The following is a 13,294-nucleotide window of genomic DNA, read 5'->3' as shown; positions in this document are numbered from 1 at the left end:
TTTCATCTATACACAACAGAAAATTGCTTAAATTGTAGCAAAATAAACTTTTGAAATGTTAAAAAATCACATCTGAATTGTGCGAATTTGGTGTTTAGTTGTTTTAATCAGCATTTCATCAAAATAATGAAGGGGCGATGACGATTAGTTTTGCTTTATGAGGGGCACTTGCAGTAAAATCACCAAACATTGTATGCCGTTTTTCGGTGCCATTGTACGAGAATTCGAATGACTCATTTTATTTTTGTCACAGGTGGTGTGGTTTCATCACTTGGGAAAGGTATTTCTGCTGCTTCTGTTGCCGCACTGTTAGAGGCGCGTGGTCTTAAGGTCACGATGGTGAAAATGGATCCGTATATTAACGTCGATCCAGGTACAATGAGTCCCTTCCAACATGGTGAAGTTTTTGTCACTGAAGATGGTGCAGAGACTGATCTCGATTTAGGCTATTACGAGCGTTTCCTCAAGCGTTCAAAAATGTCAAAACTAAACAATTTTACCAGTGGTCGTGTTTATCAAGACGTGCTCAATAAAGAGCGTCGTGGTGACTATCTTGGTGGTACGGTTCAAGTCATTCCGCATATTACAGATAATATTAAAGCACGTGTCCTTGCTGCAGGTAAGGGCTTTGACGTGGCGATCGTGGAAATTGGCGGTACGGTTGGTGATATCGAATCACTGCCATTTATGGAATCCGTGCGTCAACTCATGGTTGAGCTTGGGCATAAGCATTCAATGTTGATGCATTTGACGTTGTTGCCTTATATTAAATCTGCAGCAGAATTAAAAACCAAACCAACACAGCATTCTGTTAAAGAGTTACTGTCGATCGGTATTCAACCTGACATTCTGATCTGTCGTACTGAGCATGATGTCGATGCGGACACACGTCGTAAAATTGCACTGTTTACCAATGTCCGCCCTGATGCGGTGGTGGTGTGTAAAGATGCCAAAACCATTTATGAAATCCCACGTAATTTCTATGAGCAAGATGTCGACGATCTGATTTGCGAGCAATTTGGCTTTGATAATCTGCCTGAAGCTGATCTGACCGATTGGGATCAAGTGTGTGAAGCATTATTTAATCCTGAATTTATCGTGCGTGTTGCAATGGTTGGGAAATATGTGGAACTTCCTGATGCCTATAAATCCGTCAATGAAGCCTTGCTGCATGCAGGTATTCGCAATCGAGTGAAGGTGCAAATCGACTATGTCGATGCCGAGCAACTTGAAACGCTTGATGTCAATGAAACACTAGGCGATGCCGATGCAATCCTTGTACCGGGTGGTTTTGGTGAGCGTGGTACTGAAGGCAAGATGAAAGCGATTCGCTTTGCCCGTGAGAACAAAGTCCCGTATCTTGGTATTTGTTTGGGGATGCAACTTGCTGTGATCGAGTATGCACGTAATGTTGCAGGTTTGTCTGAGGCAACGTCAACCGAATTTAATCGAAATACAAAACAACCATTGATCGGATTGATCACTGAATGGTTAGATGAGCGCGGTGAATTGCAACAACGCAGCGATGAGTCAAACCTAGGCGGAACCATGCGTCTTGGTGCGCAAACCTCTGAACTGGTTGAAGGCACCAAAATTCGTGAGATTTATGGACATGCTGAAATCAGCGAACGTCATCGTCATCGTTATGAGATGAATAATCGCTATATCGATGATTTGGAAAATGCAGGGATGAAGGTCTCAGGTTATTCTGCTGTGCAACACTTGGTAGAAACAGTAGAAATTTCTGATCACCCGTGGTTTATTGCAGTACAATTTCACCCTGAATTTACCAGTTCACCACGTGATGGACACCCATTGTTTGCTGGATTTATCGCTGCGGCAAAAAATCAGTTTCAAGGGAAGTCATAAGACTTTATAACCGTTGATTCAAGATTAGGAAAAGAGTTTAAGGAAATTTCATGACAGAGCTGAAAGCAAAACAAATCGTTGAATTAGGTGACATTCAGATGGCGAACCATTTGCCATTTGTATTGTTCGGTGGCATGAATGTGCTTGAGTCGAAAGACTTGGCGTTTGAAATCGCTGAAACTTATATCGATATTTGTAAGCGTCTTGAAATTCCTTATGTCTTTAAAGCAAGTTTCGATAAAGCAAACCGTTCGAGCTTACATTCTTTTCGTGGTCCAGGCTTGGAAAAGGGTGTTGAGTGGCTCGGTGACATTAAAAAACACTTTAATGTGCCGATCATTACCGATGTACATGAGCCGTACCAAGCGGCGCCTGTTGCTGAAGTTGCGGATATTATTCAATTGCCTGCATTTTTAAGTCGTCAAACGGATCTCGTTGAAGCGATGGCGAAAACAGATGCGATCATTAATATCAAAAAAGCTCAATTCTTATCTCCCCGTGAGATGGGGCATATCCTGCACAAATGTTTAGAAGCAGGTAATGATAAGCTGATTCTCTGTGAGCGTGGTTCTGCATTTGGGTATAACAATCTTGTAGTGGATATGCTTGGTTTCGATACCATGAAAGCGATGGATGTGCCTGTATTCTTTGATGTGACACATGCTTTGCAAACTCCAGGTGGTCGTGAAGACTCAGCGGGTGGTCGTCGTGCGCAGATTACCACACTTGCTCGTGCGGGCATGGCAACTGGACTTGCAGGGCTGTTCTTAGAAGCACATCCAGATCCAGATAAAGCGAAATGTGATGGACCATGTGCATTACGTCTTTCTCAACTTGAGCCATTCTTGGCGCAGTTGAAAGCGTTAGATACATTGGTTAAAGGTTTTAAACAACTGGATACACACTAAGTAAGACTTTAATGAGTTTTTTTGTGTGTTTTTATAAATTGAACAACGATTGAGGAAAAATAAATGAGCCAAATCGCTGACATTCGTGCCCGTGAAATCTTGGACTCACGTGGTAATCCAACCATTGAGGCTGACGTGATTCTTGAGTCTGGTGTAGTTGGACGTGCCTGTGCACCAAGTGGTGCATCTACAGGCTCACGTGAAGCATTAGAGCTACGTGACGGCGATAAAGCTCGCTATTTAGGCAAAGGCGTTCGCCAAGCAGTGCAAAATGTGAATAGTGATATTCGTGAGTTGCTTCTTGGTCAAAGTGTTTTTGAACAAAAATCACTTGATGACCAGATGATTGCTTTAGATGCGACTGAAAACAAAGCAAAACTTGGTGCGAATGCGACTTTGGCCGTATCACTTGCTGCTGCACATGCTGCTGCGACTGAGCAAAAAACGCCATTATTCCAATACATTGCCAATCTACGTGGTCAGACTTCATTGACCATGCCAGTGCCAATGATGAATATCCTAAACGGTGGTGCACACGCAGATAATACTGTAGATATTCAAGAATTTATGATTGAGCCTGTTGGCTTTACCTCATTCTCAGAAAGCCTACGTGCAGGTGCAGAAATTTTCCATGCACTGAAATCTGTATTGAAAAAGCAAGGTTTGAATACGGCTGTTGGCGATGAAGGTGGTTTTGCACCAAACTTACGTTCAAACGAAGAAGCAATCACTGTAATTCTTCAAGCGATTGAAACCACTGGTTATAAAGCAGGTTCTGACATCATGTTGGCTTTGGACTGTGCATCGTCTGAATTCTACAAAAATGGTCAATATGTGCTTGAAGGTGAAGGCAATAAAGCATTCACGAGTAATCAATTTGCAGACTATCTTGCAGGGCTTGTGAATCAATATCCAATTATCTCGATCGAAGATGGTTTGGATGAATCTGACTGGGAAGGTTGGGCGTATCTCACTTCAATCTTGGGCGATAAGATTCAGTTGGTCGGTGATGACTTGTTCGTCACTAATCCAAAAATCTTGCAACGTGGTATTGATGAAAAAGTTGGTAACTCAATCCTCATCAAATATAACCAAATCGGTACTCTAACTGAAACGCTTGATGCAATCTATCTAGCAAAAGCGAATGGTTATACCACGGTGATTTCACATCGTTCAGGTGAAACTGAAGATTCAACCATTGCTGATCTTGCAGTTGGTACAGCAGCAGGTCAGATCAAAACAGGTTCACTATGCCGTTCTGACCGTGTGGCGAAGTACAACCAATTGCTTCGTATTGAAGAATTAATCAAAGCGCCGTACCGTGGGAAGGCTGAATTCAAAGGCTTAAACTAATTTTATAGTCAGGCACTTTGAATATGTTTGCTACGGCAACAGGTCGAATCATTATTGGGCTTGCGATACTCATTGTCGCAAGCCTGCAATACGCCTATTGGTTTGGTGAAAGTGGTCATTTCATGCATGAAAAATTGATGAGTGATATGACTGCACAAAATGAAATCAATCAGGAATTGTCCGAACGTAATCGTGTATTGGCAGCAGAGGTGTACGATCTAAAAAATGGCTACGAAGCCATTGAAGAGCATGCACGATTAGATCTTGGCTTGATCAAACCACATGAAACATTCATTCAAATGAGTATGATCAGTGGGGCGTATGAGCCGATTTATTTGAATAATCAGCCTGAAACAGCCGAAGAAAAGCTGACCAATGAGTACGATGAAGATGACACGCCCTAAACTTTGGGCGGTCATTCCTGCGGCAGGATCAGGACAACGATTTTCTAAAACGGACTTAAAACAATATCAAAAAATATTGGGTAAAACAGTACTTGAACATAGTGTGAATGCGCTCTATCAACTGCCATTGTCTGGTTGCGTAATTGCGATTAGCACACAAGATACGTTTGCCGAACAGATTGAATTTGTGCATCCTGTACAGTTTTGTCAGGGTGGCAAAGAGCGCATGGATTCGGTATTTGCAGCGTTAAAATATTTAGAGTCATATGCTGATGCCAATGATTATATCTTGGTGCATGATGCAGCACGTCCGTGTTTGCATGTAGATCAATTACGAAATATTGAGAAATTTTGTCAAACTGGGCAGAATGCGGCGATTATTGCTGTTCCAGTACGGGATACTTTAAAAAAATCAAAAGCAAATCAACAAATAGAAAGTACAGTCGATCGCACTGGACTGTGGCAAGCACAAACCCCACAAATCATTAAATATTCAATACTTTATCGTGCACTTCAGCATGCAACACAACATCAATTACATGTCACTGATGAGGCAAGCGCTTTAGAACAATTGAATAGTCCTATACAACTCATCGAAGGGCGTATGGATAACTTAAAAATTACTTACCCACAAGATTTAGACTTTGCAAAATTGGTGTTGTCACTGAAGCAACCCACTTAAAAAGAAATCTATACACGCATAATTCATGCTGCAAATTGCCGATGACAGCGCAGTCATATGTGTTTTTATGTTAATTTTTTGATTCCATATTATTTTTAATTTTGCTACACTGCAAAAGTCATGTGTTCCACATTACTTTGTAATGACATAAATGATTTTAATTCTGTTGTGCTGTCATTACATTGAGATGAGGGAGTTTTTACTGGAGATCATAGGGGATCATGTGTCATGGCAAAGACTGAGGTATATCAAATTCGCTTAGATAGCGAAGAAAAGAAATTGGCATTTGCGGTATTTCGCCAGCTGGGGCTGACGCCTGCACAAGCAATTCGTATGTTTTTCCGCCAAGTGGTGCTAACCCAATCGATTCCATTTCAGATTGAAAATAAGACGGTCATGCAGCAATCGTTACTTCATCATCCAGTCCGTGATGCATCGCCAGCTTCGGTTGAAAATGAGGAAAATCATCACGATATTTTTACAGAATTAGACCAAATTCTAAATTCTGAACAATAGTAATTGAAAAAAATCTTGTTGCATTTTAATAACTAAACAACACTTTTGGGGATGATTTTTTTGTTTATGCTATGAGCCTATGCAAAGGAATCGCACTTTTTTGAACTTTAAAAATGATTGGATTAAAACGCTATGATCGTACGTCGTGCCACTGAAGCAGATTTGCCTATATTAACGGTTCTATTTGATGAATATCGTCAATTTTACGGTAGTAGCTCTAATCTTGCGGAGACACAAGATTTTTTAAGCAAGCGTATGCACAACCAACAGACGATTATTTTTGTCAGTCAAAAAGATGACATCTTAACGGGCTTTATCGTATTGTATGTTGGCTTCTCTACGGCGGATTGCCGTGAATATTACATTTTGGATGATACTTATGTCACCCCAAAATATCGCCGTCAAGGTGCTGCGCATCAGTTGATTGATACAGCGATTTTATTTGCTCGTCAACAACAAGTAAAACGTATTAGCTTACAGACCGAAGTCGATCATGTAGAGGCTCGTCGTCTTTATGAAAAACTCGGTTTTGTCAAAGATCATGAGTTTGAATCATATCATTGCTTTATCTAAGCATTCCTTAAAGCGATTGTTTCTTTACGATGTTGTGTTGTCTTTCGCTGCTGTAACTTGAATGGTTGCAGCGTGATATTCCGCCTCATTCAGATAGCACCATTCGCCTAAACCAAGTTTTAAACCATTTAAGCCATCACGTTTTAACCCGTCTAAATTTGCCTCATCAGAGTCTGAATCAGCAAGTCCGAGTTCACCAATTTGATCACGGTGTAAGGCTTCTACATGATTGCCAACGGCTGCGATCATTCTTTTGACTTGATGATAGACGCCTTGTGAAATTGCAAAGCGGTAATGTTGCTCGGCAATTTTCTCCAGATTGAATGCCTGAAAAACACCTTGCTCATTGTGTAGTGCTACGCCATTTTGCAATTGTGCAATCGCATCTGTACTTAGTGGTTCAGCGGTATGGATTTGATAATACTTGAGCACGTGTTTCTTCGGGTGGGTGAGCCGATGCAGGTATTGCCCATCATCGGTGAGCAATAACAAGCCTGTAGTATCCTGATCCAGTCGCCCAATACTTTGAACATTTCGCAAAATTAAATATTCTGGTAACAGTTCAAACACACTGTGATGATGCTGAGTTTGATGCGAGCATTCATAGCCTTGTGGTTTATTCAGGGCAATATAGACTTTTTCCCGATATTGAAATTCATCGCCGTCTACTGAAAATTCAAAGTTAGGCGTGTTGCACCGAAATTTGTGATCACGAATGACGATACCATCCACGCGGATATGCCCACGATGGATTAAAATTTGGCATTGTTTGCGTGTGCCAAAGCCTTGAGATTGTAGGAGTTTATCGAGCTGCACAGGAAAAGATTCAAAGGGAATAGCGTTTAATTATAAAAGAATTACAATATGTTTTGTATAGTCAGAGAACTTAAATCCTGCTACAGCGTTAACCTCACTCGAAGTACTATTTGTAAACCTTCGCTCGGTTGCCTTGTATCAGAAATTAATTTCTTCGACTATAGTTTTGCGGATCGGCTTTGTCATAAAAAAACCACCAATCCCGTAGAATTGATGGTTTAAGTTTAATCACATTTAGAGGTGATTAGGTTTTAGTATGAACTAATACATATGAATGCTTATTTTTCAACAATCGCAACCACACCTTGACCGCCAGCGGCACAGATTGAGATCAATGCACGACCAGAACCTTTTTCATTGAGGAGTTTGGCAGCTGTGGCAAGGATACGACCGCCAGTCGCTGCGAATGGATGACCCGCCGCCAGTGATGAACCTTTAACATTCAATTTGCTACGATCGATAGAACCTAACGGTTTGTCTAAACCAAGACGTTCTTTACAGAATGTTGGGTCTTCCCATGCTTTGAGTGTGGCTAAGACTTGAGATGCAAATGCTTCATGAATTTCATAGAAATCAAAATCTTGTAACGTCAAACCAGCACGTTCTAGCATGCGTGGCACAGCATAAGCTGGCGCAAGTAATAAACCTTCTTTTGGTCCTGCTTTGCCAATAAAGTCCACTGCAGCCGTTTCAGAGAAGGTTAAATATGCCAACACCTCATGTCCATTGGCTTTTGCCCATTCTTCTGATGCAAGTAAGGTTACTGATGCACCATCGGTTAACGGGGTAGAGTTACCTGCGGTCATGGTGGCATTTTCACCTTTACCAAATACAGGTTTTAGCTTTGCCAATTTTTCTGCTGTAGAGTCTGCACGTAAGTTGTTATCACGCTCAAGCCCCATGAATGGCGTCATTAAATCATTGAAGAAACCTTCTTCATAGGCTTTTGCCATTTTTTGATGTGAAGAAGCTGCCAGTTCGTCTTGATCTTGACGGGCAATATTCCATTCGAGCGCAGTAATCGCTTGATGATCACCCATTGATAAACCTGTGCGTGGTTCACCATTTTTTGGCGCATCCATCAAATCTTTGACATTTATTTTAGACAATGCTTTGAGGCGATCTTTACCTGTTTTTGCAATATTCAGTTGAAGCAATGCTTTGCGTAGACCATCACCTAAAGCGATTGGCGCATCAGAAGTGGTATCTACACCGCCTGCGATCCCCACTTCAATTTGACCCAAAGCGATTTTATTTGCTACCAAGAAAGCAGATTGTAGTCCAGTTGCGCAGGCTTGTTGCACATCATAGGCTGGGGTATCTGGAGAAAGTTCGGTATCAAGCACACATTCACGGGTCATGTTGAAGTCACGGCTGTGCTTCAAGACCGCACCTGCAACCACTTCACCAAGGCGTTGACCTTGGAGGTTGTAACGGGTCACTAAGCCATTCAATGCAGCAGTCAGCATATCCGAGTTTGATGCAGTAAAATACGCACCGTTTGAACGGGAGAATGGGATACGGTTACCGCCAATAATGGCAACACGGCGAACTGTATTCTGGCTCATAGATTGTTCCTTTTTAGGAGTAGAGGTTGTGGCTTTGCGTGTGGAAGCACGCACTGTTTTGTTTGTTGCTTTGTTTAAAGATTTGCTTGCTACATCATTGTTTGTTTGAGCGACTGTTTGGGTCGCAGTGGCTTTTGATGCTGTAGATTTAGTCGCAGTCGATTTTGATGACGTCGCTGTTGCATCCTTTACATTCGATGCTGTGCCTTGCGTTTTTCGTGGCGTTGGCTTGGCAGTAGGAGATGCGACCTTTTTGGTCGACGTTGTACGACTTTGGCGGCGTGTTATGCTTTTCGGCGCCGTGTTTTTAGCACTATTTTGAGCATTGTTTTGTTGTGCTTTTGTGGATTGAGTTGGTTTTTCTGACAGCTCCGCCGAGGTGTTTGATGGATCTGTCGAGGTGGTTTGTGGTGTCTTCGTCATCATGGTTTCCCAAGGATTTTATACATTTTCTAAAAGGATATTATCATAAAGATGATCTGATCGAATTGACTGCATTGACAGGACAAAAGCCAAGCCGTGGTCAAGACAAGTTCACTTAAACTCAGTATGATAATGGGATGTAAAATCATTTTTATCAATAGTGATTAAAATTTGGTGACAATATCAACCGATCATTGATGTATCAATGCATCGAAGTTTGATATACATCAACACATCATTTTTGCACTGATCTGCAGTGCGACGCATTCACTTTTTATAGAGATATAGAGAAAAAATCATGTCTGATCAATATCAAACCTTTGCAAAATCTCCAATTGGTAAGTTTGTGATTAAAAATTTAGGTTTACCATCACCGACCGCTTTGGATCGTTTTGAAGCAGGCGCACCAGTCATTCAAGGTGCGGTACTACTTGGCGCAGCAGTCAATAGTACCTTGTCTGGGGCGATCAGTCAGGTGTTGAGTAATATTCATGCAGACACCTATGCAGGCAACAATGCTCAGTTGCAACAAGCTGCGGCGGATGTGGGGTTGAATCTGCGTGCATTTAATAGCGGCGATAAAGAGTCAAAGTTTAAAGCCTTGGTGTTTGATGCATCAGGTATTGAAAACGCAGACCAATTAAAAGATTTGTATAACTTCTTCAATCCTGTTGCGCGTCAGATTTTATCTTCTGGTCGTGTCATTGTGATTGGTACGACACCAGAAACTGCGGGTAGTGTTTCTGCTGCGATTGCACAGCGTGCGCTTGAAGGCTTTGTCAAATCAGTCGGTAAAGAATTTAAAAAAGGTGTGGCTGCGGAATTAGTCTATGTTGATCAAGGCGCAGAAGCCAATCTTGAATCGACTTTACGTTTCTTATTATCACCACGTTCTGCTTATGTGTCAGGGCAAGTGATCCGTGTCTCTAAAGCCGATGTTGCCAAAGAAATCGATTGGAGCAAACCGCTTGCAGGCAAAACTGCGGTGGTCACGGGTGCCAGTCGTGGGATTGGTGAAGCGATTGCGCATGTATTGGCACGTGATGGCGCACATGTGATTTGTTTGGATATTCCACCACAACAAGCCGATCTTGAACGTGTTGCAGGGGAAATCGGTGGTTCGGTATTGGCGCTCGACATTACTGCGGCAGATGCAGGTGAGAAAATCAAAGCAGCGGCAGCGAATAAAGGTGGTCTGGATATTATCGTACATAACGCTGGGGTGACGCGTGACAAGACTTTGGCGAATATGAAGCCTGAGCTTTGGGACATGGTGGTTAACATCAACCTTGCATCCAATGAGCGTGTCAACGACTACTTATTGAATAATGATGGCTTGAATGCCAACGGTCGTATCGTATGCGTGTCTTCGATCAGCGGTATTGCAGGCAACTTGGGTCAAACCAACTATGCGGTATCTAAAGCAGGGGTAATCGGTTTGGTGAAATTCACTGCACCGACCTTGAAAAATGGCATTACCATCAATGCGGTTGCGCCTGGTTTTATTGAAACGCAGATGACTGCTGCGATTCCATTTGCGATTCGTGAAGCGGGTCGCCGTATGAACTCGATGAGTCAAGGCGGTTTGCCAGTCGATGTCGCAGAAACGATTGCGTATTTTGCATCGACTGCATCAACAGGTCTCAATGGCAATGTGGTACGTGTTTGTGGTCAGAGCTTGCTGGGCGCATAAGCTCCTAAGCATGAGTTATTGATGATGAATAATTTAAGAAGGGTGCATGTCACCCTTTTTGATTGAGAGATAACAATAGACTATTTTTTATGATTTGAATGAATGTTGAGAGTACAGCAATGAAAACACGTCATTTTGAGCAATTACCAAAAGCCTATACCGCTTACCCAAAGGTCATTCAAGGGCTGATTAACAAAGGCAAAAGTAAAGCCAAAACCTTGCCACAAGTGGAATACGTGGTGGATCGTTTAGCGATTGATGCTGAACATCTGCATAAATATCAAAAAATCTGCAATTTCCCTGTGAATAATGACGTGCCTGCGATGTATTTGGCGGTGTTAGCGCAGAGCCTACAGATGCATATGATGACCAGTGAGCCATTTCCTTTTGTATTATTAGGTTTGGTACATATCCGTAATCAGATTACCCAGTACCGTCCTATTTTAGCCACTGAAGTGCTGCAACTGAGCTGTCAATTTGGCGAATTAACACCACATGATAAAGGTGTGCAGTTTGACTTTATTATCAGTGCAAAAGTTGCTGATGAACTGGTCTTTGAAGGTTTAACCACTTATTTATCTCGTCAAAAAGTCACTGAAAAACCAAGTGAAAATAGCAAAACTGACAAAAAGCCTGATTATCAGCTCAAGCAAACATGGCGTTTGGCAGAAAATACAGGGCGTCGTTATGCGATGATTTCGGGTGATTTTAACCTGATTCACATTCACGCACTCACTGCAAAAGCCTTCGGTTTTAATAACGCAATTGCACATGGCATGTGGAGCAAAGCACGTGCATTGGCAGATTTGGCGCCACTGCCAAGTAGCTATCGTGCAGATGTATGGTTTAAATTGCCAATGAAACTGCCATCCCAGGTGGCGTTATTGACCGCAGCATCAGGTAAGACTACTGATTTTCTGGTGGAAAATGTACAAAGTAAGAAACCGCACTTGGTCGGTGAGCTCAGCGCATTATGATTGGTTGAGTCGTATGCGCAGATCAAATGATCAAAAAACGGGTGTTGAACACTCGTTTTTTTATGCTGAACATTGCGAAATGAAGATGGATAGGATGTATTTTTATGCTTAGTAATTTCTAGCACATTCCTGTAAATTCGATTGATTCTGCAATTGCCATTAGTGCTAAAATTGGTCAACAATAAAAAGCATGGTGACAATTGAGTGGTGAGTGAGTCGATGCAAAGTTTAAAAATTCTCAAGAAAATAACACACGGCAAAAAAGATAATTATCGTGGTGAATGTATTGAGCAGTTTCTCCCATTGGCGAATGTGTTGAGTCAGATTCAGCCTGAAAGTACTCCAGGCGGTGCGGCGATTAGTGTGTATTACCAAGGTCAGTCGATTGCTGAGCTTTACACAGGTGAAGCGAATGCGGGTGAACTTTGGGACGCGCAGCATATGGCACTGAGCTATTCCACAGGCAAAGCGGTGATTGCCACGCTCACACATATTTTGGTCAGTCAGGGGTTCCTCAGCTACGATACACCGCTTATGCAATATTGGCCTGAGTTTGGACAACATGGCAAAGAGAAAATTACCTTGCGCCATGTGTTAAGTCATCAAAGTGGATTATTTGATATACGCCACACCATTGAAAATGCACAGGTGATGCTCGATTGGCAGGCGATGTTGCATGCCTTTGAGCAAGCTACACCTCGCTTTGCAGCAGGGACGGCTACAGCATACCAAGCGATGAGTTTTGGTTGGTTGATTGGCGGGACGATCGAAAAGGTCATGAACAAGCCACTCGCTGATGTGCTCAAACAATACTTGGTCGAACCACTTGGTTTGGATGGGGTGTATTTTGGTGTACCTAGCGATCAACTGCATCGTGTTGCTCGCCCAATTAAAAAAGAAAAAAGTGCAATTACTAACGCATCACAAGTACAAAAACCACGTAAACCATTGAATAGCGATGGACGACGTCCGCTTAGTTTTACCGAACGGGTGATTAGCCTCAGTGGTATTAATCCCTATGATGCTGAAGATGCCTTGGTGCCACGCAGTATGGGTAAGTTTGACTTTTTCAGTGATCAAGGTCTGCAAGCGGTGATTCCGTCTGCCAATGGCGTATTTAGCGCTGATAGTCTTGCAAAAATGTACGCGATGCTCGCCAATGGTGGCGTGTGGCAAGATCAAGTGTTGATTAAACCAGAAGTTTTTCAAGAATTAAGCACTATTCAAACTCATGCACGAGATCGTGTCATGCCGATTCCGATGCATTGGCGTCTAGGCTATCATCGTGTCTTTACCCTCGGCAAGCGTGTACCTACTGCATTTGGGCATATTGGCTATAATGGTTCAGGCGCTTGGTGTGATCCAACCCGAGAGCTGAGCTTTGCGTATATACATAATTTTAAATCGGGCAATATCACTGGCGACTATCGTCTTTGGTGGCTCACGCAAACTGCATTGCAATGTGCGGATCAGCTGATTCAAGGCAAAAAGTCTTGGTTTTAAACTGATGAT

The 13,294-nt window shown here is 42.4% G+C and carries 12 protein-coding genes; 10 read left to right on the top strand and 2 right to left on the bottom strand.

Annotated elements, in window-relative coordinates:
* Positions 1–228 precede the first annotated feature (228 nt).
* The 7 genes from BLQ60_RS01900 (at position 229) to BLQ60_RS01870 (ending at position 6,305) form a co-directional block, all read left to right on the top strand.
* Positions 229–1,869 (top strand): CTP synthase, encoded by a 1,641-nt coding sequence (locus BLQ60_RS01900; protein ID WP_092615168.1) that lies wholly within the window; start codon positions 229–231, stop codon positions 1,867–1,869.
* Between the two features lie 50 nt (positions 1,870–1,919).
* Positions 1,920–2,777, top strand: a complete 858-nt coding sequence (gene kdsA, locus BLQ60_RS01895; RefSeq protein ID WP_092615165.1) for a 3-deoxy-8-phosphooctulonate synthase — start codon at positions 1,920–1,922, stop codon at positions 2,775–2,777.
* A gap of 63 nt (positions 2,778–2,840) precedes the next feature.
* A complete protein-coding gene (gene eno / locus BLQ60_RS01890; protein ID WP_092615162.1) occupies positions 2,841–4,130 on the top strand; it encodes a phosphopyruvate hydratase in 1,290 nt (429 codons plus the stop codon).
* A gap of 23 nt (positions 4,131–4,153) precedes the next feature.
* A complete protein-coding gene (locus BLQ60_RS01885) occupies positions 4,154–4,534 on the top strand; it encodes a septum formation initiator family protein (RefSeq protein ID WP_092615159.1) in 381 nt (126 codons plus the stop codon).
* The gene (gene ispD, locus BLQ60_RS01880; protein ID WP_092615156.1) at positions 4,515–5,216 is read left to right on the top strand and encodes a 2-C-methyl-D-erythritol 4-phosphate cytidylyltransferase; all 702 of its coding nucleotides are present in this window, start codon (positions 4,515–4,517) and stop codon (positions 5,214–5,216) included. The genes BLQ60_RS01885 and ispD overlap by 20 nt, the downstream gene beginning before the upstream one ends.
* A 228-nt stretch (positions 5,217–5,444) precedes the next feature.
* Entirely contained in the window at positions 5,445–5,732 is a 288-nt protein-coding gene (locus BLQ60_RS01875; protein WP_092615153.1) for a type II toxin-antitoxin system RelB/DinJ family antitoxin, read from the top strand.
* 132 nt (positions 5,733–5,864) lie between these two features.
* Entirely contained in the window at positions 5,865–6,305 is a 441-nt protein-coding gene (locus BLQ60_RS01870; protein ID WP_092615150.1) for a GNAT family N-acetyltransferase, read from the top strand.
* Positions 6,306–6,329: 24 nt separating this feature from the next.
* Here the strand turns inward: BLQ60_RS01870 and BLQ60_RS01865 are convergent, their stop codons facing one another.
* Positions 6,330–7,121, bottom strand: a complete 792-nt coding sequence (locus BLQ60_RS01865) for a pseudouridine synthase (RefSeq protein ID WP_092615147.1) — start codon at positions 7,119–7,121, stop codon at positions 6,330–6,332.
* Positions 7,122–7,399: 278 nt separating this feature from the next.
* Positions 7,400–9,112 carry an acetyl-CoA C-acetyltransferase gene (locus BLQ60_RS01860; RefSeq protein WP_092615143.1) on the bottom strand — a complete coding sequence of 571 codons (1,713 nt, stop codon included), beginning with the start codon at positions 9,110–9,112 and terminating at the stop codon, positions 7,400–7,402.
* Between the two features lie 298 nt (positions 9,113–9,410).
* Here BLQ60_RS01860 and BLQ60_RS01855 point away from each other — a divergent pair, with 298 nt between their 5' ends.
* The 3 genes from BLQ60_RS01855 to BLQ60_RS01845 all read left to right on the top strand — a co-directional run bounded on the left by BLQ60_RS01855 (position 9,411) and on the right by BLQ60_RS01845 (position 13,285).
* A complete protein-coding gene (locus BLQ60_RS01855; protein WP_092615140.1) occupies positions 9,411–10,805 on the top strand; it encodes a 3-oxoacyl-ACP reductase in 1,395 nt (464 codons plus the stop codon).
* 119 nt (positions 10,806–10,924) lie between these two features.
* Positions 10,925–11,782 carry a MaoC/PaaZ C-terminal domain-containing protein gene (locus BLQ60_RS01850; protein WP_092615138.1) on the top strand — a complete coding sequence of 286 codons (858 nt, stop codon included), beginning with the start codon at positions 10,925–10,927 and terminating at the stop codon, positions 11,780–11,782.
* Positions 11,783–12,016: 234 nt separating this feature from the next.
* Positions 12,017–13,285 (top strand): serine hydrolase domain-containing protein, encoded by a 1,269-nt coding sequence (locus BLQ60_RS01845; RefSeq protein WP_378235162.1) that lies wholly within the window; start codon positions 12,017–12,019, stop codon positions 13,283–13,285.
* The last annotated feature ends 9 nt before the right edge of the window (positions 13,286–13,294 follow it).

It is taken from the genome of Acinetobacter marinus (assembly GCF_900096915.1).
Classification (GTDB): domain Bacteria; phylum Pseudomonadota; class Gammaproteobacteria; order Pseudomonadales; family Moraxellaceae; genus Acinetobacter; species Acinetobacter marinus.
The sequence above is the reverse complement of the archived record's forward strand: the minus strand, read 5'-3'. Positions and strand labels throughout refer to the sequence as shown.